Origin of the sequence: Shewanella waksmanii, from assembly GCF_043643685.1 — a bacterium.
In the GTDB taxonomy this organism is placed as follows: Bacteria; Pseudomonadota; Gammaproteobacteria; order Enterobacterales; family Shewanellaceae; genus Shewanella; species Shewanella waksmanii_A.
Map to the genome: position 1 here is coordinate 95431 of NZ_JBHZSN010000003.1, position 22531 is coordinate 117961.

General features: G+C 43.4%; 21 protein-coding genes. 12 read left to right on the forward strand and 9 right to left on the reverse strand.

What is annotated here, in order from left to right:
• The first annotated feature begins 88 nt into the window (after nt 1–88).
• The 3 genes from ACHUFW_RS05500 to ACHUFW_RS05510 all read left to right on the forward strand — a co-directional run bounded on the left by ACHUFW_RS05500 (nt 89) and on the right by ACHUFW_RS05510 (nt 2423).
• Nucleotides 89–772, forward strand: a complete 684-nt coding sequence (locus ACHUFW_RS05500; protein ID WP_394201281.1) for a hypothetical protein — start codon at nt 89–91, stop codon at nt 770–772.
• A gap of 11 nt (nt 773–783) precedes the next feature.
• On the forward strand, nt 784–1485 hold the full coding sequence (locus tag ACHUFW_RS05505; protein ID WP_394201282.1) for a pseudouridine synthase: 702 nt from the start codon (nt 784–786) through the stop codon (nt 1483–1485).
• Between the two features lie 284 nt (nt 1486–1769).
• Complete coding sequence (locus ACHUFW_RS05510) at nt 1770–2423, forward strand: hypothetical protein (RefSeq protein ID WP_394201283.1); 654 nt, start codon at nt 1770–1772, stop codon at nt 2421–2423.
• Between the two features lie 117 nt (nt 2424–2540).
• On the opposite strand, the gene ACHUFW_RS05515 is transcribed toward ACHUFW_RS05510, so the two are convergent.
• Nucleotides 2541–4697 (reverse strand): S46 family peptidase, encoded by a 2157-nt coding sequence (locus tag ACHUFW_RS05515; RefSeq protein ID WP_394201284.1) that lies wholly within the window; start codon nt 4695–4697, stop codon nt 2541–2543.
• Nucleotides 4698–5238: 541 nt separating this feature from the next.
• Nucleotides 5239–6438: an amino acid permease gene (locus ACHUFW_RS05520; protein ID WP_394201285.1), complete on the reverse strand. Its 1200-nt coding sequence runs from the start codon at nt 6436–6438 to the stop codon at nt 5239–5241.
• Between the two features lie 649 nt (nt 6439–7087).
• Here ACHUFW_RS05520 and ACHUFW_RS05525 point away from each other — a divergent pair.
• The gene (locus tag ACHUFW_RS05525; RefSeq protein WP_394201287.1) at nt 7088–7642 is read left to right on the forward strand and encodes a TMEM165/GDT1 family protein; all 555 of its coding nucleotides are present in this window, start codon (nt 7088–7090) and stop codon (nt 7640–7642) included.
• 116 nt (nt 7643–7758) lie between these two features.
• Here ACHUFW_RS05525 and katB read toward each other — a convergent pair whose 3' ends face one another.
• The 5 genes from katB to ACHUFW_RS05550 form a co-directional block, all read right to left on the reverse strand.
• The gene (gene katB, locus ACHUFW_RS05530; RefSeq protein ID WP_394201288.1) at nt 7759–9225 is read right to left on the reverse strand and encodes a catalase KatB; all 1467 of its coding nucleotides are present in this window, start codon (nt 9223–9225) and stop codon (nt 7759–7761) included.
• Between the two features lie 358 nt (nt 9226–9583).
• A complete protein-coding gene (locus tag ACHUFW_RS05535) occupies nt 9584–9829 on the reverse strand; it encodes a YgjV family protein (protein WP_394201290.1) in 246 nt (81 codons plus the stop codon).
• Between the two features lie 97 nt (nt 9830–9926).
• Nucleotides 9927–10364, reverse strand: a complete 438-nt coding sequence (locus tag ACHUFW_RS05540) for a PaaI family thioesterase (RefSeq protein WP_394201292.1) — start codon at nt 10362–10364, stop codon at nt 9927–9929.
• Between the two features lie 214 nt (nt 10365–10578).
• Nucleotides 10579–11289, reverse strand: coding sequence for a purine-nucleoside phosphorylase (deoD, locus tag ACHUFW_RS05545; RefSeq protein WP_394201294.1), 711 nt, complete (start codon nt 11287–11289; stop codon nt 10579–10581).
• A 73-nt stretch (nt 11290–11362) separates the two neighbouring features.
• Nucleotides 11363–12589 carry a NupC/NupG family nucleoside CNT transporter gene (locus ACHUFW_RS05550; RefSeq protein WP_394201296.1) on the reverse strand — a complete coding sequence of 409 codons (1227 nt, stop codon included), beginning with the start codon at nt 12587–12589 and terminating at the stop codon, nt 11363–11365.
• A gap of 835 nt (nt 12590–13424) precedes the next feature.
• Between ACHUFW_RS05550 and ACHUFW_RS05555 the strand changes: the two genes are divergently transcribed.
• Nucleotides 13425–13811 (forward strand): curlin, encoded by a 387-nt coding sequence (locus tag ACHUFW_RS05555; RefSeq protein ID WP_394201709.1) that lies wholly within the window; start codon nt 13425–13427, stop codon nt 13809–13811.
• 13 nt (nt 13812–13824) lie between these two features.
• A complete protein-coding gene (locus tag ACHUFW_RS05560; protein WP_394201298.1) occupies nt 13825–15342 on the forward strand; it encodes a curlin in 1518 nt (505 codons plus the stop codon).
• A 66-nt stretch (nt 15343–15408) separates the two neighbouring features.
• Here ACHUFW_RS05560 and ACHUFW_RS05565 read toward each other — a convergent pair whose 3' ends face one another.
• Nucleotides 15409–16074: a helix-turn-helix transcriptional regulator gene (locus ACHUFW_RS05565; protein WP_028772042.1), complete on the reverse strand. Its 666-nt coding sequence runs from the start codon at nt 16072–16074 to the stop codon at nt 15409–15411.
• 269 nt (nt 16075–16343) lie between these two features.
• Nucleotides 16344–16943, reverse strand: coding sequence for a DUF2238 domain-containing protein (locus ACHUFW_RS05570; protein WP_394201300.1), 600 nt, complete (start codon nt 16941–16943; stop codon nt 16344–16346).
• Nucleotides 16944–17106: 163 nt separating this feature from the next.
• Between ACHUFW_RS05570 and serA the strand changes: the two genes are divergently transcribed.
• From serA to ACHUFW_RS05600, 6 genes are all read left to right on the forward strand, one after another.
• Nucleotides 17107–18336: a phosphoglycerate dehydrogenase gene (gene serA / locus ACHUFW_RS05575; protein ID WP_394201302.1), complete on the forward strand. Its 1230-nt coding sequence runs from the start codon at nt 17107–17109 to the stop codon at nt 18334–18336.
• Nucleotides 18337–18747: 411 nt separating this feature from the next.
• A complete protein-coding gene (locus ACHUFW_RS05580; RefSeq protein ID WP_394201304.1) occupies nt 18748–19038 on the forward strand; it encodes an STAS domain-containing protein in 291 nt (96 codons plus the stop codon).
• 13 nt (nt 19039–19051) lie between these two features.
• Nucleotides 19052–19411 carry a response regulator gene (locus ACHUFW_RS05585; protein WP_394201306.1) on the forward strand — a complete coding sequence of 120 codons (360 nt, stop codon included), beginning with the start codon at nt 19052–19054 and terminating at the stop codon, nt 19409–19411.
• 35 nt (nt 19412–19446) lie between these two features.
• Entirely contained in the window at nt 19447–21552 is a 2106-nt protein-coding gene (locus ACHUFW_RS05590) for a chemotaxis protein CheA (protein WP_394201308.1), read from the forward strand.
• Nucleotides 21553–21564: 12 nt separating this feature from the next.
• A complete protein-coding gene (locus tag ACHUFW_RS05595) occupies nt 21565–22080 on the forward strand; it encodes a chemotaxis protein CheW (RefSeq protein ID WP_394201309.1) in 516 nt (171 codons plus the stop codon).
• Nucleotides 22067–22528, forward strand: coding sequence for a chemotaxis protein CheW (locus ACHUFW_RS05600; protein WP_394201310.1), 462 nt, complete (start codon nt 22067–22069; stop codon nt 22526–22528). Before ACHUFW_RS05595 ends, ACHUFW_RS05600 begins: the two co-directional genes overlap by 14 nt.
• Nucleotides 22529–22531 lie beyond the last annotated feature (3 nt).

Sequence of the window (22531 nt, forward strand, 5' to 3'; positions counted from 1 at the left end):
TAGATAACTTGCCCATCACTGGCAGGTAACGGAGAAGGAGCGCATATATCATGCACTCCTTTTTTATTGCCCTAACAGTGGAAACCTTATGCAACTGGCGCAGCAAACCCCAAATACCGATCTGCATAAATTAGTCATCTGGATGATTTTTGGTGGTGCGTTAGTATCGGCCACTGGGATCTCCATATGTGTATGGGCGCAATATCAAGAAGTTGGCGCTGCGGTATTTAGTTTACGTGCTGACTTTTTGGGTGACTATATGCGTACGCCTTTGGCTTATGTATATAACATGGCACTTATTATGGCAGGGCTATGTATCTTGTTAGCCATGTATGGGTTATACCTATTAAAACTCGGGCATTTCGGCCACTATATCTCTTTTACAGGTCTATGGGTTGGCGGCTCTATTATTTTGATGGGGGTGTTTCCTATCAATTACCTCACTGAACATCGTGTCGTATCCACCAGCTTCCTCCTCGGTACGGTAATGCTGCACTTTTTGACATTAGCGGCACGTATTAATCATAAAGAAATATGCTCTAAACGACTGTTTTTCATTAGCACTTTAGGTCTCGCAAGCGCTCTTGGTTTGATGTTCCAGCTCAACTGGCAAACCTTAGACTTTGATGCTTGCGATCCTCATACAGGTGAAAACTGTTACGTTGCCGCTAATATGTGGCTGCAAACTAACCTCACCATGTTGTGGTGCTTGATGTTAGCGTTTACCATTAAGAAACTCTCTCATTCACTGCAACAACCGCAGCACCATTAAACGACCAACCAATGCGACTTGCTAAATACCTAGCCATGACGGGATTATGTTCTCGCCGTGCTGCCACGCGACTGATTCGCGACGGTCGAATCAGTATCAATGGGCGTGTTGCCAACCATATTGATTGCGTTACCATCGCCCCTGACAAGCAACACTGTGAGCAGGATTTGTTATGTGATGGCAAGCCAGTCGCCGCAATTGAATCACTGCACTATTACGCTTTTAATAAACCTGTGGGGGTCGATAGTCGGTTACTTGCAGATAACCCAGCCAGTTTATTACACTTTTTACCCCAATCACCGCGACTATATCCCGTAGGTCGGCTAGACAAAGATTCCCACGGATTAATGTTACTCACCAACGACGGCGAACTCACCCAGCGCTTAATGCACCCCGACTTTGCCCATAAAAAACATTATGTTGTCGAGGTTGAGCGGCCTTTTGATGAGCAGTTTTGTACTCAAATGTCGCAAGGGATCAGCTACAAAAATGTCACCACTTTACCGTGCCAAGTAGCGGCAATCTCAGAGACCCGTTTTAATATCTGCCTAACCCAAGGACTAAATCGGCAAATCCGCCGTATGTGTCAAGCGCTTGGTTATCAGGTTATCGATCTTAAACGAGTGGCCATTGAATCATTGCAACTGGCTGATTTACCGCCAGGTGAAATGCGGCCCTTAACGGCGACAGAAATAGCCGCGCTTAAGGGTTAGCTTTACGCTACTAATATAACTTACTTAGCTTTGGATTTTGCTTTTAACTACTCACTATCAACCTAAACATTAATGTTTAATATTCTCTGCGCGATATTCAGAGGGAGCAACAACGCTGCAGCTGCCGCTGCTACTTATAATGCATTACATTGAACTTCACCAATTGCTCTCGCTGCATTCCCCCGTCGCCCACTAAGTCACAATGGATTATTAGCCATTAATGAAATACCATAGTTAACCAAGCCAAAACATGTATGTTAATTGAAGTCATTAAAGGGAATTAAATGAAAAAAATAGCAAGTTTTATCATCATTGTGATCATTTCAAGTGTGGGCCTTTATCGAATAGTCGCTCAAGACTTAACTCCTCAACCTTCATCCACAATTTCCACCACAGCAAACAACGCCCCCCTAGAAACAAATACGATAACAGACAAAAGCGACCATATAGCCTCGACTTCATCACAGCCGGTTAAAATAAGCGCTCCCCAGGAAACTGAGAAAGCCGAGAACACGGCTTTGAGTAAAGAGATTTTTTTAGATGGAGAATCTTTTACTAACGCTTTTTACATCGAGCCCAATGTCATTTCAAAAAAGATGCTGATAAAGCTGTTGACTACTGATGATATTCATCAGGTGATTTCTAAAATCAGTGCAATCCCACCTTCTCAGGCATCAACTGATCGAGAGTATCAATTGACCCAAGGGCTAAAAGCTTTCAAACAAACAAATTTTTATGCAGAATCCTACGCCTGTTCGGGCAAGGTATGCGCGATTTCTTTCAACTATGACCAGCTCAATGATGATGAAGTTAACCAATTCGGTCATTTTTCAAAAAACCACCCGTTCACAACCACCTCAGAAAACGAGTTTGGGGAAAAGCAATTTATCGGGGTGTACATAGCTACAGATGACCCCAGCAAATTAACAATGCGTTAGTTTTTACTCATCACCTCCCTCAAATAAACCAATAACCAACAAGCGATTAAAAAACAAAAAGGGCTTAGAAAATTACCTAAGCCCTTTATCCAATTCATGCTAATTTAATTACGTGGATTAATGCACAATTTCCATTTCTTCCAGCAGGTTATCGGCATTATCTAAGTACTTCATTACCCATAACATATAGCGGCTATCCACTTGGATTGAGCGGTTAGTTTGTGGGTCATACCCCCAATCGCCGATGATACTCTCGTAAACACCATCAAACAGTAGTCCAACTAACTCAGCGCGGCCATTTAATGTTGGCGAGCCAGAGTTACCGCCGGTAGTGTCTAGGGTTGATAAGAAGTTGACCGGCACAGAATCAATCGCCTTCATGTAGTAATCGCCATATTGCTTTTGCTTAATCAGCTCAAGCTGCTTCGCAGGGGCATCAAATGGATCAACACCTGTGTCTTTCGCTAAAATACCTTCAAGACGGGTAAACGGCACAGCCTTAAGACCATCTTGCGGCGAGTAACCTTTAACATGACCCACAGTAACGCGTAGGCTTGAGTTAGCATCTGCGTATACAGGCTTTCCTTGCTCTTTGTTGTAGGCGATGATGGCATCCATATATTGTGGACGCACCTTCATCAAGTCACCAGCAAGTTGCTTCTCCTCTTTTTCACGCTTCATACGCTCGTCATACGTCGCTACAGCATATTGAATGAAAGGATCATCTGACTTTTTAAAATCAGCTACAGACTTATCCATCCATGCTAAACGGGTGTCTTTATCTGATAACTGAGTATTGGCATACATCTTATCTAAGGTCTTATTAAGCTTAGCGGCATCAAAGTTATTCCCAATACCAAACGCTTTATCAAATGCTGGTAAACGCTGCGCTTTAGGCAATGCAGCATAACGACCGATTAAGTCTGCCAATATCGCTTTATCTACACTGGCAGCATAACGGCGCTCAATACGCTCCATACCTGAAGTAAAACGCGTCATATCACGCTCTTGATAACCGGGCTCGCGCTGCATATCTGGTAGCGTCTTTTCGTTAGCTAAACGATACAAACGATTCGCTGTGCTCATCATGGTGCTGTAGCCCATGTAGCCCAGCAGTAAGTCGCGTTCTTGGCCTTGCTGACCCTTAGCAATTAACTTATCAAGTTGAGCTAACACTTCACCATATGTAGCTTGGCGTTTTTTATCTGCTTTAATCCAGTTAGCAAGCTGCTGCTCTAAGCCTTTACGGTCATCTAGCATGCTAGACTTACCATAAAACTCGATCATCGAAGTGAAGTTTTTGGCGTAGTTAGCTAACCCAGCAATTGCGCTCTCATACTTAATACGCTCATCACTGCCTTCTGGTGCCGTTTCTTTGATAATATCAATAATGCGCTCACGCAGAATTTTGCCTTCTGGATAAGCCCACTCAAACTGATTTTGTACTTCATTGGCTGTGCGGTAACGGTTGGTTCTGCCTGGATAACCAGCGACCATGACAAAATCACCTTCGCTAACGCCTTTAGCAGAAACTTTTAAGAAGCTCTTTGACTCGTAAGGAACATTGTCCTCACTATAATCGGCTGGCTTGCCATCTTTAGACACATAGGCACGATAAAAAGAGTAATCACCGGTATGGCGAGGCCACATCCAGTTATCGATATCACCACCGTATTTACCCACACTACCTGCTGGGTTATACACTAAGCGAACATCACGAATTTCTAGCTGCTTAACAAGATAGTATTCCAAACCACCGTGGAAGCTATAAACCTTACAACGATAGCCATCTTCTTTTTCACACTCGGCAACGAGATTTTTTTCACGTTGCTCTATGCCTTGATAAAATGCATTACCGGTTTTACTGTCTAAGCCTTTTTTCACTTTATCAGTCACATCGACCACAGACTCTGTCACATAGATACGTGAACCTGGTGTTGCCGGCAATTCTTCACTAAAGTTTTTGGCTAAGAAACCATCTTTAAGTAAGTTTTTCTCTGGTGTTGAGTTGTACTGAATCGAGCCATAAGCACAGTGATGGTTGGTAACAACTAGCCCCTTTGGCGATACAAAGGATGCAGTACAACCACCAAGGCTGATCACGGCATTCATAGGAAATTCGGTTAGTTTAGAAATAGATTTGGCGTCAATCTCTAACCCTTTGGCTTTCAGCTCGTCTGCCATAGCAGGAAGCTGATAAGGTTGCCACATCCCCTCATCGGCGTGGGCGGCAAAAGAAGCCGCTAGCGCTGCGGTTAACATCAGTTTTTTCATGCTAATAAATCCATTTTTTATCGTTATTACATACTTGCTTATGAATAATGCCAATCGGCATAAAGATGTGATCGCTCAGCGAGTTTAGCGCTTCTGAGACAAGGTCATTTAATGCTCCTCGGTAACTGCTCCTGCGTTACTCTACCTCCTATATCGCTATAGTCGTGCATTAATGACATTCACCACATCCATGTGGCTTGCAACGAATGAAGGGCATAGTTACTTTACGTTCAAGTTCGTTTACACAGTATCAGAAGTGCTAAAACTCGCCCTTTGGCAGCTTTTGCGCTGCCTACTTCTTCGTTGAATAATTTCCCAATAGAACCACTATTACTTAAGTTATTCGTCTCGAACTAGTTTGCCAAAAATAGCCCTGAGTAGATCACTTTGTTATGCCGATTACTATAATTGCTGTCCAACTACGAAATATAGCTACAAAAAAGTCGGGCAAGTGCCCGACTTTATCACACAACCTTATACAACAAACAGTAACTAGCGCGTATCAATGTATGCTGTTATCAAGCTTTGTTGTAAACAATTGTTAAAGTGCAACCCAAAGCTGGGCAGCAATAATCACTGCGCCAAGTAAACCCGCTAAGGCTAATGCTGGTGTACCACCGCTAACTTGATAGCCGCCTAGCTGCTGCTTACGCTGCCCAAGTGCCATTGCGATGGGCAAGAATATAATCATGATAACCAGCGGAATGGCAGCAAAACCTAACACTTGGATAAAACCGTCTGGGTAAAACAGCGCACAAAGTAGCGGCGGTATAAAGGTAATTAACCATGTTTTAGCGCGCCCCATCGCATCATTTCTTGCGCGGGTTAACTCAGCAATATAATCAAACAAACTCATGGTGACGCCCAAGAAGGAAGTGATTAACGCCAAATTAGCGAACAGATCAATACACTGCTGCATAATTGATGTATCAGCAATCGCCTGCAATGCCGTCACCAACTTCGGAAGTGAGCCTTCAAAACCATGCACGGTGGCACCACCAACAGTACCCAAGGTCACCATCAACCAAAGGATGTAGCAGACCAAAGGTATGGTAGAGCCGACAATCAACACTTTGCGCAGTGAAGCCGCATCACCATCTAGATAGCGCACAATGGTTGCAATACAAACGTGGAAACCAAATGAAGTAAATACCACCGGAATTGCTGCAAGCCATAAATTACCTAACTCCGCTTTCTCAACGATAGCAGCAGATGACTCGCGGAAAATATAAGCTGGGCTGACTTCTGGCAGCAAAAACACCACGACAATCACAAACAGGGCAATCATAGCGGAAAACAGTAAACGCGAGACCTTATCAATCCACGCTACTCCGACGGCAATAAAACCACCAAATACTAAGGTAAATAACAATACCGCCACTTTGTTATCGATATCTAATCCCATTTGATCAAGGCGCGACTCCAGTAGTGATGAGCCGCCCATGAGATAAACCATGGTCAATGCAAACAATAGACTCAATAATGAGCCTCCCTGTAGCAGCTGACCCATTTTACCTAACGTTTTTCCGGTAATGGCATGGACGTTAAGCCCAACACCAGTGCGTAAATTGATTTCTAGCATCAATAAAGAGGTATAAATCGATACCCCCCAAATACACACCAAAAGTAAAAATGCCGGGATGGTTCCTAGAGAAGCTGTAGCCAAAGGTAATGCAAGCATACCGCCACCAATCGCGGTACCTGCAACAATGGCAATAGAGCCGAGGATTTTTAAGTTCACTACATTGTCCTGTCTTGATTTGTTTTAATAATTTGAGGGTCAGATTTAGAACAACGACAAGGAGGGATTTAGTAAGAAAACAACTAAGCTTTTAGCCTCCTAATCGAATGACAATTAACTGCCCGTTTCGATTCGGTTTGGCCTCAACAGCTTAGCTAACATTACTTTTACCTAGTTTAGCTAAGCCCCTGAGGCTGCGTAAATCGGTAAAAATATCGATAGGTTTGTTTCATCACTACCTTAAACTCTAAAAAAATGACTGTAAGGACATTAACAGAGGCAATCTCTGTGTACAAGCTATCAAAGGCAATCGTAAACAACTTTGTACAGCGCACAAATAAGTTGCCAACATACACTCTACAAGCCGCTTACCTATGGTTATTTTTCCAACAAAACCATCGAAATGTCGCGCAAAAAACGTGTTGCACTTGCAACCTTTCATCATGGCATTATAATGACCGCGACCTTCTCAGGGGAGTAGCTACTAGCAAAGCAAGATTGCTATTGTTAGGTATTTATCAACATAATTGGCCATATGCCATGGTAAATACAGTGAGCCATCACCCAGCAAGACCTGAGCAGAGATCCCGTCCAAACATAGGGGGCGGCGGACTCTGCTTAGCTGATTTTGCCCCCTAAGGAATCCATTGTGGAAGCACTACTTGCCTCAACGTTTACCGTTGCTATTGCCGAAATTGGTGATAAGACCCAATTATTAGCGCTACTTCTTGCCGCCCGTTTTAAAAACAAAACCGCCATTGTCCTCGGAATTTTGCTGGCAACGTTAGCCAACCATTTTGCGGCTGCATGGATAGGCCAATGGGCTATAGGCTTAATCTCTGCTGAAGTTGGCCGTTATATTGTCGCCCTGTCCTTCTTTGCTATCGCCATTTGGGTGCTGATCCCAGATAAGGTCGATGCCGAAGAAAGTACGCTATATAAATGGGGACCTTTCATTGCCACTTTTGTATTGTTCTTCATTGCCGAAATTGGCGATAAAACCCAAGTCGCTACCATTGTGTTAGCCGCGAAATATGATGCCCTAGCCATGGTAGTCATCGGCACAACCTTGGGGATGATGTTGGCCAATGTTCCAGTTGTCATCGCCGGACACTACAGCGCCGAAAAATTACCCTTGCAGTTGATTCACCGCCTGTGCGCGGCACTGTTTGCATTGCTTGGGGTCATGACATTGATACTCTAAGCAACATGCTGGACACCTAATAGGCATAGTTAAGATTCGTATGATTAGCCGCTAACCATTAAAAAAGCCAGTGACCTTGTGGTCGCTGGCTTTTTACTTACTTTAGGCGCTGATGATTATGCGTTTATCGCTTTGGCAATGCGGGCACCGTAATCAGCATCGGCCTTTTCAAAGTGCGCTAGCATACGTGCTTGCACATCGTGACTTGCTTGGCTAAGCGAACCAGCAATAGTCTCTACTAAGCGTGCTTTTTCCTCTTCAGAAAACAGGCGATACAAATTACCTGCTTGGGTATAATCATCTTGATCATAACGGCTATAGCGATCTGCTTCACCATCTAAACGCAGTGGCGGCTCCGCTAAATGTGCAGGTTCAACTAATGCATCTTCGCGACTACTCGGGCCATAGTTAGCGCTTGCATCTGCACCGGTTTGACTGCCACTAAATGGACATTGGGTACCCGCCATAGCACCAGCACGTTGATGATGATTAGCTTTAGCTGCATGCGGGCAGTTCACTGGTAGCTGATTATAATTAGTACCGATACGGTGACGCTGCGCATCTGCATAGGCAAAAATACGTGCCTGAAGCATTTTATCTGGTGATGCACCAACTCCCGGTACCAAATTGCTTGGCGCTAACGCGACTTGCTCAACTTCAGCAAAGTAGTTTTGCGGCATACGGTTTAATTCCAGTTCACCGATTTCAATCAATGGGTAGTCACTGTGTGGCCATACTTTAGTCAAATCAAATGGATTGATATGGTAAGTATTGGCATCAGCCTCTGGCATAATTTGAACATTAACCGTCCAACGTGGGAAGTTCTGCTCCGCAATGGCCGCCACCATATCACGCTGCGATGAATCAGGATCAATCCCCTTTAATTTATCGGCCTGCTCATTGGTTAAGTTAACAACGCCTTGTTGTGATTTAAAATGGAACTTAACCCAATATCTTTCTCCTTTGGCGTTCCAGAATGAGAAGGTATGCGAGCCATAACCGTGCATCTGACGATAGTTAGCCGGTATACCACGGTCAGACATTAAAATCGTCACCTGATGCATTGCTTCTGGGTTAAGCGACCAGAAATCCCACATAGCTTGAGGGTCTTTTAAATTAGTCAATGGATTACGTTTTTGCGTGTGGATAAAATCAGGAAACTTAATCCCATCACGTAAAAAGAACGTCGGGGTATTATTACCTACGATGTCGTGATTACCCTGTGCAGTATAGAAACGTAATCCAAAGCCACGCGGGTCGCGCTCGGCATCTGCCGATCCCATTTCGCCACCTACTGTTGAGAAACGCACGAAGGTTTCAGTCTGCTTACCCACGCCATTAAAATGGTCAGCAATGGTGTATTCGCTTAAATCTTTGGTCAATGTAAAAGTACCGTAAACGCCAGTACCTTTGGCGTGTACGACACGCTCTGGAATACGCTCGCGATTGAAGTGGGCTAGCTTTTCAATGAGCTGCCAATCTTGTAAAAGTAAGGGTCCACGCTCACCTGCTGATAGTGAATTTTGATCGTCTGCAATAGGGGCGCCATTTTGGCTAGTTAAATAGTTGCTCTGCGTAGTCATAATAATCTCCAAAAGTTACCTAATCTAAAATCCTGCATGTGGCGTTAACTAAGCCACTGTTCAATCACGTCAAAAATCGTTGCCATCGCTGCCTCAATGCTGTGTTAGCCAGTCGCGCTAGCTGTGCCGTTTCGATAAATAAATAATAGGTAAAGACATAAAACAAATAAAACGATTAGAATCGATAACTCTAATCGATTTTGCAAAAAAATTATTGCCTTGCCATATTACAAAGCTGGGATTAACTGAGGAGTAATGTGATGTAAAGCTATGTAAAGATGGAGAATATAGAAAGATGATAGCGGCAATCTCACCATGCCCGATTGCCACTCATCTAAGGGGAACAGTATAAGTAATGCTATTTTGAGGCTTGCTGACGCTCTTGTTGGTAGATCTTCACAAGATAATAGATATCAATCAGTACAATAAAAAAGTTAACTAAAGCTACTGGTAGCGCGCCAATTGCCAAGCCGTATGCAACAAAAAGTGCTGCACCAATTAAATTCCACCAGCGCAATTTCTTAATATTGGACATCATCAAAGAAATTGCCACCACCACTGATGCCAAATAGCCTACCCACTCCCAAATAGTTGCGTTATCCATACGCTCTCCATTGGTATAAAAGTTAATTAAACTTATTATGGCTAACTAAATAGGTTTGTAACAGGCCATTTACCCAGCAGCACACAAGAAACTTCGGTTATCGCTTAACAACTGCCGCTGTCATTCTTGAGATACAGCAAAGTTCACCAGCCGAATTGTGAATCAGAATCTCCCACACTGAGCTGCGTTTACCTAAATGCACCGGTTTTGCAGTCGCGGTTAATATCCCTTTTCGTGACGCTTTTAGATGGTTGGCATTGATCTCTTGGCCAACACAATAGTAATTTTCAAAATCTACAACAAAGTTGGCTGCATAACTGGCTACGGTTTCTGCTAGAGCAACATTGGCACCACCATGTACAATGCCTAATGGATTGTGAACTGAAGGATCTGCGGGCATAGTTGCCTTCATATAGTCATCACCAATCTCGGAAATAGTAATACCTAAAGTACGCATCAAGGTGCCTTTTCCATGCATACCATCATCCATCTTGGCACATTGTGCTAACGTAACCGGCTTAAACCAAATACTCATTCATCCATCCATTTTAGTTGCTTGTTGGGTCAGTCTACTGTCTCACTCGCTAAGTTAAAAGGATTAGGAGTTTTTATTCTAATATGAATTGCGTAGGGGGATGGCTTCCAAACATGCTTAGCTATTTTTTTAATGCACGTTTGGAAGCCGTAGGGTAAACAGAGATGACTTAATGTCTGAGCCCGTTGATCTTTCGTGGCTAAATATTGTGAAATTAAGCGAGCTGACTAACCGCTTCTAAGGTCAACTTAATCATTTCATTAAGCGTCTGCTGGCGCTCTTCAGCACTCAAATGTAACCCTTGGCGAAGATGGTCCGTCACAGTCATCATTGCTAATGCATTGGCACCATATTCAGCAGCAACACCGTATAAACCAGCCGCTTCCATCTCTACACCTAAGATGCCGTACTTTTCCATTAAATCGTAGCGGCCTTCATCAGCACTGTAGAAGAGATCTGAAGAGTAAAGGTTACCGACATGGTAATTCACATCCAGCTTCTCAGCGGCATCAACAGCATTACGTAGCAGACCAAAATCAGCAATCATGGCAAAATCGGTGTTAGCAAAGCGAGTACGGTTCACCGCAGAGTCAGTGCTAGCTCCCATGGCCATCACAACATCCATGAGCTTGATCTTGTTGCTCACTGCACCGCAAGATCCGATGCGAATAATATTTTTCACGCCATATTCTGTGATCAGTTCTTTCGCATAGATAGAAATGGATGGAATTCCCATACCTGAGCCCATCACTGAGATACGCTGACCATTAAACTCGCCGGTATAGCCAAGCATATTGCGTACGTCGGTTACCAATGTCGCATTTTCAAGGAAGTTTTCCGCAATGTACTTAGCGCGCAACGGGTCGCCTGGCATAAGTACGGTTTCAGCAAACGCGCCAGCAGGGGCATTAATATGTGGTGTCATGTTGTACTCCAATAGATCAATCACCCACTCTTAATTCGTCATGAGTGGGTGCTTTACAATTTTAATCGTTCAGTTAACCAGCAAGGCTAAATAGAAGGCCTGCAATAGTACCGCTCATCAAATTAGCAAGCGCTGCGGCAATTAAGGCTTTCATACCAATTTCACTCAAATCGTGGCGACGCTCAGGACATAGCGCTGCTAAGCCGCCAATGACCATGGCAAGCGAACCTATGTTAGCAAAACCACATAAGGCAAAACTGATAATAATTTGTGTCTTAGGTGAAAGATCTTCAGCAACTTTTAGGAAGTCGATATAAGCAACGAACTCGTTAATCACCATCTTTTGGCCGATGAAAGAGGCTGCTTGTGTCGCTTCGCTCCAAGGTACACCCATCAACCAGGCTAATGGTGCCAATAGGTAGCCCAAAATCATCTGCATGGTTAACTCGCCATAGCCAAACCAGCCACCAATACCACCAATAATGCCGTTAACTAGGGCAATTAATCCGACAAAAGCCAGTAGTAAAGCAGATACATTCAGTACCTGTTGCATCCCCATCGCTGCGCCGCCTGCTGCAGCATCGAGTACGTTGGTCGGCTTATCTTCCTGCTCATCCATCACTTGCTTGATATCGTTGCGAGGCGTATCTGTCTCTGGCCACATTAACTTAGCAAACAACAAACCTGCCGGTGCGGTCATAAAGGCGGCTGTTAGAACATATTTAATATCGACGCCCATTTGGATGTAACCAATCATGGTGCCACCTGCCACGGATGCCAAACCACCGGTCATCACGGCAAATAGCTCTGAACGCGTCATATGTTTAACGAAAGGTCGCACCATCGAAGGTGCCTCAATAGGACCAACAAAGATGTTAGCTGTCGCTGATAAAGATTCTGCACGACTTGTACCTAACAATTTAGACAGCGCACCACCAATCAGGCCAATGACCAACTGCATAATGCCTAAATAGTAAAGCACGGCAATCAACGCACTAATAAACACCACCACACACAGTACATTGATAACAAATATAAACCCGACACCAAACTTAGCTAGATCGCCAAAAAGGAAAGCTAACCCTTCGTTGCCGTAGTTAATCACGTGCATCACACCATTTGATGCACTATCGAGCACGGTTTGGCCAAAAGGCACGTACATCACAAACGCACCAAAAGCGATTTGAAATGCAAGAGCACCAGCAACGGTTCTCAAGCTAATCGATTGACGTTGCTCTGAAAACAGCACTGCTATGCCGATCAGTGTTGCCATCCCCAACAAACTGATGAAAACTTCCATACATTTTTACCCCCATAAACTTTGTTATGGCGGCAGTGTATACAGCTGAATAGTTCACACAAGGGATCTGAATCACTTTGCGAAAGATATTTCTATAGAGGGCAAACTTCGTCATAAACGTCAATAAAAACACCCCAAAAAGTAAACTTAGCCGATCAGAACAGACATTAAATTCAAAAACAAAATCAACAACTGCAACATTAACAACAACTCAAACTCAAAAGTGACACTTTTAGAGGGTGATATGCGTAACTTCAAAACAGCCAATATTGCTGAACATAAAGATCAAAATACTACAGAAAGGTAATTTTCTGATCATAAACCCGAACAAATAATCACCAACAATGGCTAAGGCCACAAATAACACTGTTAACGAGCAAATCAAACGCATCGACCACAGCAAGTGCATTCACTTGTTTTCCGGGACTTAATGCACAAACACCCAATAATTGGCTATAAACCGTCGATACTATTAGTCACTAAATAATACTTTTTTACTAAGATAATGGGATTAGATAAACAAAGTTAAAAAACGAAAAAGAAATTAAATATCTTTAAGTTTCAATAGAATGAAGCGCTATATTTTCAAAGCTCCTCACACAAATAAATAGACCTTCTTCCAATTGTTCAAAAGCGCAGCACTCCGTACCTTTGTCCTACATTCAGCATCACAAGCTTGTTTGATATTTAGCTTGATGCTGTAAGTGGCTTTGCATCGTTACGTTAACCGCTAAATAGACGAGCTCATTGAAGAGCTGATGTTATCTGTTTGGCACATACAAAGGAGTGTTAAGTGTCAGTTCTATATAAAAGCACTGTTTGCTTAGTGCTCCTTATGTCGGCCTTTGGCTCGTATGCGAACGAATTACTAGCCAATCGAGTCAGCGAACTTCCAATTACTCTTCAAGTATTGCTAGAGCAAGGTGGCAGAGATAACGCTATTGGGCTGATACAGCTCGGCTATCACAATCAAGCCGAGATGCTGCAATCGGGGCATGACAATACCAATGCCACACTTCAAGTTGGTGTCGAAAATCAAGCGAGTGTTCATCAATATGGTAGTGGCAATGAAGTAGAAATTTTGCAAGTTGGGTGGGCTAACCAAGCCGAAATTACCCAAGTAGGTAATGGAAACTTGGTGCAACTTAACCAGCTCGGAAGCGCGAATTTTTCAATTGAACAGATTGCAGATAATGCCGCAATCACAATAACTCAGTACTAACAGGGAGCGTCCAATGAGATCGCAAGCAAAGAAGTCTATTATCGCTTTAGCTATTACCGCCAGCTTTGGCATATCAGCTCAAGCTATCGCCGCATCAGATAATGAAGCAACCATTAATCAAACCATCGCTACTGCACCAGATGCAGCTGTTGTTGGTCAGGAAGTCACTGTCACACAAACTGGCGACCTAAACATCACAACTGTGGACCAACTTGGTGATGACCAAACAGCCACAATCACCCAAAATGGTGTTTGGCATGAAGCTTATGTTGAGTCAGAAGGCGAAAGCAACAACGTTGTGGTTGACCAAGTAGATGATTGGCACGTATCAAGTATCGACATTGAAGGTAATGGCAACGAAGCGACAACAGATCAAGCTGGTTTCTGGAACCAATCTGATGCACTTGTTGTAGGAAACGAAAACACTGTTGATGTATTGCAAATTGGCGAAACCAACGTTTCAGACATCGACCTTCTAGGTGACAGTAACTCTGCAGTTATTGACCAGCAAGGTGATAACAATGAATCTTTGTTCTTAGTTGAAGGTGATGGCAACGACGGTAGCATCACTCAACTAGGTAACGAAAACCTAGCAGGCATGGTTTCTCTTGCATTAACACCCAACGTGGGTAACAACAATGACGTCACAATCTACCAAGAAGGTGACTTCAACTTTGCAGGTGTTCAGGGTGTGGCCGGTGACGATAACACGTTTGATGTTAATCAAGTTGGTGATTTAAACGCAGGTTTTGTTTACACCTTAGCGGGCAATGAAAATACCATTACTATCGACCAAGACGGTAATAGTAACCGCGCTTACATGCAATTCACTACCGGTAATGAAAATGATGTCACCATTACCCAAAATGGTGACGGTAACGTCATTGGTGATATCCTTGTCGCTGATGTGCAAGGTAACGAAAACACCATAGATATTAACCAAGTTGGTGATGTCAACGGTGCTGAATTCCAAGTTTGGGGTGATGACAATACAGTTGATCTTGACCAAGTCGGTGACGGTAACTTCGCCACATTTGGTGCTTATGGTTTAAGTAACGAATTCACTCTTTCATCGACTGGTGATGGCAATGAAATTGTTGCATTTGCTGTTTTAGACGGTAATAACATTGAAGTGACGCAAGAAGGTGATGTCAACTACGCAGAAGTCATTACTGAGGGCATGGACAATGATGTGACCGTGGGTCAAATTGGTGAAGATAATGAAGCGATTGTAACCGTTGCTGGCAACTTAAATGTTGAAGTTGATACAATGCAAGACGGTGATTTGAACGTCATTGATTTGCTGATTCAAGGTGATGAGAACTTTGCAAACATCACTCAACTTGGTGATGGTAACTGGGTTGGTGGCGATACAACTGCCGAGTTTGCTGTTACGGGTGACAACAACAGCCTAACCGTATCTCAAACAGGTAACGATAACTTAGTAGTAGGTTCTCAAACCGGGACAGACAATATGATTAGTGTGACTCAAATGGGTGACCTAAACGTAGCAACTATTATTCAAAACTAATTAGATTTAGTTAATAAAAAGGGAGCATAAGCTCCCTTTTTTTATACCAAATTTACAAAGTCTAAATTATGAGCATAATTCAAAATGGCTCTGGTAAGTTTGTGCCCAGCGTAATAATTCAACTCGATTTCTCGATTGAGTTTTTCTAAAAATAGAAGAGATGTGAGCCTTCACCGTATGCTCACTAATACACAAACGATGAGCAATCTCTTTATTTCTCGCTCCACTAGAAACTAACTGAATAATAGTTCGTTCTCTTCCCGTCAACATCTGTAGCATCGCCACTGTATCTTGAGAAAAGTCATTGGCACCATCAAGACGTTTTACCAGCTGACGAAACATTTTTGAAATCAACGTTCTGTCATACCATAACTCATCTCCCACCATTTTACGCAACCCAGTCAGTAATAGATCCATCCGCTGATCGGCATACAACAAGCCCCTTATTCCTAACAACAATGCAGACTCTGCCTCTAAGGTATCACGCTCAACTTGATACAAGGCTACTGGTACATGGGGTACCAGCCGCGATGCTAACAGTGGAATGCCTTTATTATCTAATGCGGCGCCTTTTTGGGCGATAAGGTAGAAACTATTATTATCTCGCTCTGGATCAAGTTCTGAAACTTGCTTAACAATCCGTGTTTTTAGGCCGATAGACTCGGCCAATACAGCCAAGTGGCAAGGTGCAGCCACTTGATGTAGAAAGACTAACTCGTCAATTTTACTCATTCACTTCTCTCCCTGAAAAGTTAGCGATTAACCGATGAATCATGTTAATCACCTCTCCCTATCAATCAGAATTATGACTTTCTATGATAGGTTTAGTAGATTCGAATAAATCGAAGCTAAATACCATAGTAAAAAAGTATGAACGCCAATACTATATCAACAAATGCAACAGCAAAGTAACATTTAGTTATAAAGAAAATAAAATATAGAATATGGCGCATTAAAAAATTCACATAATTTATTTTATACAGAATATTCAGCTCACTAGCTTATTGAATATTCTTAATTAACCGATCATGGTACTTACTTAATAATGTAATGCAGCTAATTGCGCCGATCAGTGCCAGCAACATATCCGACTGCGTATCCCAAACATAACCTTGGGTACCTAAAAAGGCTTCGGCATCCTCGCCAGTTGCGAGCGCCACCCACCACTCTATCAATTCATAAAATGCAGACAGTGCTAACGCGAAGCAGCACACTAGAAAGTGGCACCACATTCCAGGTTGTAATACCTGCTGCCTGATTAACACTTCTCTGGCTAACAAAGCAGGAATGAAGCCCTGAGCAAAATGGCCAACCTTATCGTAATTATTGCGCTCCGATCCCATCCAGTTAGCTATATCATCAAATAGCGGCACTTCTGCATAGGTATAGTGACCTCCTACCATTAAAATAACGGCATGCACCAGTATCAACCCATAAGCTAAGGACGTTAATGGAAACGACTTACGAGTAAAATAAAGGATAGGCAAAGCAATGATTGCAGGCAGCACTTCCAAAAACCAAGTGAACTGATCTTTAGGCTGAACACCCGACCAAATCAGCACCGCGAAAAATATTGTGAGCCAAATAGCGCTTTTATTCAAAATAAGCACTCCTTAGAAGATATTGTTTTATTATCAGAATAATAACTTTAGCCATCTAGCCCTCCACAGTGGTGAAAAAAAGTGCTATTTTGTGGGGGCATAATAATAATTACATCATTGATAGTGACATTGTAGCAACAATAAATAAGAGGGTACCCAAATCATGGCGAAACATTCGCTGGACAAGGATAAGATCAAGATCCTGCTGTTGGAAGGCGTCCACCAGTCTGCCGTTGATGTTTTTGAACGTGCAGGATACAGCAATATAGAGTATCACAAGGCATCACTCGGGGAGGAAGCGCTTCTTGCTTCCATTAAAGATGCACACTTTGTTGGTCTTCGCTCGCGTACCCAAATCACCGAAAAAGTCCTAGATCATGCGGAGAAGCTGGTAGGAATTGGTTGCTTCTGTATTGGAACAAACCAAGTCAACCTTGCTGCTGCCGAAAAGCGCGGCATCCCGGTATTTAATGCACCTTTTTCGAATACTCGAAGTGTCGCGGAGCTAGTACTAGGTGAAATCATTATGTTGTTCCGCGGTATTCCGCAACGCAATGCTCTAGCCCATCGCGGTGGCTGGCTGAAAAGCGCTGTCGGTAGTTATGAAGCTCGCGGAAAAACCCTCGGTGTGATCGGATACGGCCACATTGGTACCCAACTCGGTATTCTGGCGGAAACCTTAGGTATGCGAGTGGTATTTTATGACATTGAAGATAAACTTCCCCTCGGTAACGCGCAGCAAATTCATTCGATGCAAGAGCTGCTATCTTTAGCTGATGTGGTTAGTTTGCACGTGCCAGAAACCGCTCAGACCAAAGAGATGATTGGCGCCGCTGAGCTAGATTGTATGAAGCAAGGTAGTATCCTCATCAATGCCTCTCGCGGTACTGTGGTTGATATTGATGCACTAGCACAAGCAATTCAAAGTGAACGCATTGTCGGTGCAGCCATTGATGTATTCCCCGTTGAGCCTAAATCCAATGATGATGAATTTATCAGCCCATTACGTGGACTAGATAATGTCATCTTGACACCTCATGTGGGTGGCAGCACCCAAGAAGCGCAAGAGAATATCGGTATTGAAGTTGCTGGTAAGTTAGCTAAATACTCTGACAATGGTTCAACCATGACTGCTGTAAACTTCCCAGAAGTTTCGCTTGCTCAACATGAAAATGCTTCACGCCTGTTGCATATTCACCATAACAAGCCAGGTATTTTGATTAAGATTAACCAAGCCTTTGCAGAGAAAGGGATCAACATCGCGGCGCAATACTTACAAACCACAGCAGAAATTGGTTATGTAGTTATGGAAGTCGACTCCGATCAAGCCCTTGAAGCGTTAGAGCAGATGAAAGCCATTGAAGGCACCATTCGGGCTCGCCTGCTACATTAGGTAAACTCCCCCTTCTAAAAGGCGAAGATGAGTCATCTTTGCCTTTTATTTTCTGCTATTTATTACCCGAAAATGGACAACAAATACCTTGATAAGCTATTGTTCGCACGACAATAATTTGCTTTCAGGATATTTCTTCCTGTAACTAAATATGTCACAACCGAGCACATTCACTAATATTTCCGCCTCAATATACGTCAGTCTAAAGTATTAAATCCATATATAAAAAATGGTTAATAGAATAAGAAATAAACTGCTGTAAATGCAAAAGTTCTCACTTTATTTATTCAATAACCTTAGCCAACCAAAAACGCCAAATTTAGTCGAAATCATTTGCGAAATAACAAATCCTTCCTAGACTGAAATCACAGCTTGGCAACTCATTGCAAGCTAATTAAAGGATGAGTAGACATGGATTGTTTGTTAGAAGAAGTGCTCGATATCTCCTCGGTGAGCCAGCAAAAAACCACCTACCTTACCTGGCTTAAACATCACACCGAAGCCAATACTGATCTCAAGATTCATGGCGATCAAGTGGCCCGTGTTGATGCCGCAGGTATTCAATTACTCGCTTCGTTGTTTTACACCGCTAAGCAGCACAATATCAACATTGACTTGCTATCAAGTTCAGAAACCCTCAGTCATGCCATTAAGATCCTTGGCTATGACGATCGTTTTATCAACATGCCAACCCCTCAGTAAGGGAGATTCACGGATGACAAAAATACTAGCCGTTGATGACTCAATCTCTATTCGTCAGATGGTCAGTCACACCTTAAAAGATGCTGGTTACCATGTCGAAACTGCTAACGATGGCAGTGATGCATTAAAGAAAACCCAGCACACTAAATTTGATGTGGTGATCTCTGATGTCAACATGCCAAATATGGGGGGCTTTGAATTGGTGCAAGCCATACGCCAAATTCCCCAGTACAAGTTTATTCCCATACTCATGTTAACTACAGAAACCTCTGCAGATAAAAAACAGCAAGGTAAGTCTGCAGGGGCAACAGGATGGCTGGTAAAGCCATTTAATCCAGACACCCTACTTAAAACCTTGAAACGTGTCATTTAGTCATCACCCACTGTTAAAAAAATGGAAGCCGATATATGGATATGGAACAGCTGCGCCAAATTTTTTATCAAGAATGCAAAGACAATTTGCAGATCTTGGAAGAAATGCTGGTTGATACCCAATTAACGGATTTTCAAGGTGAGGCTTTAGATACCATTTTCCGTGCAGCACACTCTATTAAGGGCGGGGCTGCAACCTTCAACCTACCTAATATCAGCGATTTTACCCACATTGTAGAAGCCTACCTTGACCGAGTTAGAAATAACGAGCTCTGTATTAATCGCCATAGTGTCGATGTGCTATTGCAAGCCTGCGACTGTATCAAAGAGATGTTAGAGGGTTATGAGTTAGGTAATGATGTTGAACCTAAGCTAAAACAAGCAACCATTACTGAGCTCAATAGGCTAAATGATGCTGGCACTGAATCAGAAGCAGCCAGCGGTGAGCAGGTAGATACTGCAATCAAAGCAGATGAAAGCGCCCAGGCTGAATCTGCCAATTCAAACGGTGGTTGGAGTATCGAATTTAAACCTTTGCCCTCGCTATTTTATAGTGGTAATGACCCTCTTAGGATTATTAGAGAGCTCACTGAACTCGACGAGCAAATCCACATAGATTTGCAGATAGACTCGCTACCTGAACTTGCAGAAATTGATGAAGAGCTTTGCTATAGCGCATGGAAAATCACCGTCTCCTCTGACATTAAGATTGAAGATATCAAAGAGGTATTTGAATGGGTTGAAGATGAGTGTGATTTAACCATCACACAAATCACTTGCCCCAATAGTGATGACAGCATGGATGGCAAAGCTGATGCAACATCTGTAGCGTCTATAGATAGTCAGCCAGCAGCAACTGACACCCCCTCAAATACTCCGTCACCCAGCGAACAAGTAAAAGCCGCTGCAAAATCAACCTCAAAATCAGATACTGCGGTATCCTCAATCCGTGTTGATATCGATAAAGTGGATGCGCTGATAAATCTGGTCGGCGAACTTGTTATCACCCAATCAATGTTAACTGAAATCGGCAATAACTTTAGTGTCGACAAACTGGAAAAGCTTCAAGCTGGGCTCAATCAATTACTGCAAAACAGTAAAGATCTCCAAGAGAACGTGCTCAATATACGCATGCTCCCCGTCAGTTTTGCTTTTAGCCGTTTTCCCCGTCTTGTACGAGACCTATCCAATCGACTAGAAAAACAGGTAGATCTCATCGTCAGTGGTGAACACACTGAGTTGGATAAAACCGTACTTGAGCGCATCGTCGACCCATTAGTGCATCTAGTTAGAAATGGCATTGACCATGGCATAGAAACCCCAGAAATCCGTCAAGCCATGGGCAAACACCCCACAGGCACACTCAACCTCAATGCTTATCATCAAGGTGGCGCCATTATTATCGAAATTAAAGATGATGGAGCAGGCATCGACCCACAAGCACTGTTTGATAAAGCACTCGACAAGGGCGTATTACCGCCCGATACGCTTTATTCTGAAATACCTCAACAGCAGGTACTTAATTTAATTTTTGAACCCGGCTTTTCAACCGCAGAACAGGTGTCAGATATCTCAGGCCGGGGGGTCGGTATGGATGTGGTAAAACGTAACATTGAAGCGCTCGGCGGCCATATTCAAGTGGTATCAACGCAAGGTGTTGGCAGCCAGTTCACGATTTCTCTGCCACTCACCTTGGCCATTTTAGACGGACAATTGGTCAGAGTCGCAGATCAAACTTATGTGATTCCACTGCTTACCATCATCGAGTCGATTCAAGTTGACCCATCCAGTGTCATCACCGCCGCAGGAGGTGTTGAACTTTACCGGCTCAGAGAGGAAAACATTCCCATATTGAGGCTCAAACAAGAGTTTGAGCTACAACAAACAAGCAACACCGAACATAACATAATTTGCTTTGTAGAAGCCGCAGGGCAAAGGGTTGGATTACTACTTGATGAGCTTTTAGACCAACAACAAGTGGTGATCAAAAGCCTAGAGTCCAACTACACCAAAGTAAAAGGTGCTTCTGGTGCCACTATTTTGGGGGATGGTTCAGTGTCATTAATTTTAGATATACAGGGTATTCTTGCCGACTTTAATAACAGACAAGGTGACAAGATAAGCAACAATATCGCAGCTTAAGGATCGCTATACATGGACGTAGATTTACAGCAAGCACTCAGCTATGCCGAGGACGAAAACCGTCAACAAGCCGACTTTCTTAGCTTCCGTCTTGGGGCTGAGCTCTACGGTATCGCAATTCATAGCGTCGAAGAAATCCGGGTTTGGGAGCAACCTACCCCTCTGCCAAGATCGCCAGTTTTTGTAAAAGGCGTGATCAACTTACGCGGAATGATTGTGCCTGTCATCGACCTTCGACTGCGGTTTGGCATCGGCAAAGCATCCTATCACCCAACCACTGTCGTATTAGTCATGCGCCGGGCACTGAAAGACAAGGAGCAACTAATGGGCATTGTTGTCGACTCAGTTGCAGACGTCGTCACCCAAGGCAGCAACGAATTGCACCCTGCAATGGGTGAATCAGCCATCGCCGCATTCGTTGTTGGCATGCTTAACCTCGACCAACAAGTCATGGCATTACTAGATACTGACGAGCTAATGAACCTTGACAAGCTTTTGGAAGTGGAGGCAGCAAATGGCCGATATTAAAGAGTTTCTCAGCTTTATGGTGGCAGGTGAAGAATACGGGGTGCCAATTCTTGATGTAAGAGAAGTGCGTGGCTGGACAGATGTTCGAGATATTCCTAATGCCCCAGAATTTGTTCGTGGCGTGCTAAATATTCGCGGCGAATATGTTCCGATAGTGGACTTACGTGCTCGACTCGGGTTTGACCCCGCTAACCTGTCGCCAACAACCGTGGTGGTGGTACTAAGTGATTCCGCCCGCAATCCGCTTGGTATCATCGTCGATGCCGTAGCAGAGGTATATCAGCTCACGCCCGAGGAACTTAAGCCCCCGCCGTCAACACTGGAACACAAAGTTAAATATGTTCAATCGCTTGCTTCCATAGAAGGCCGAGAACTCATTGTCATGATGATGTCAGCACTTTTTGATTTTGAAGCATTAAACAATACCCAACTTCAAGCAACAAACTAAGAG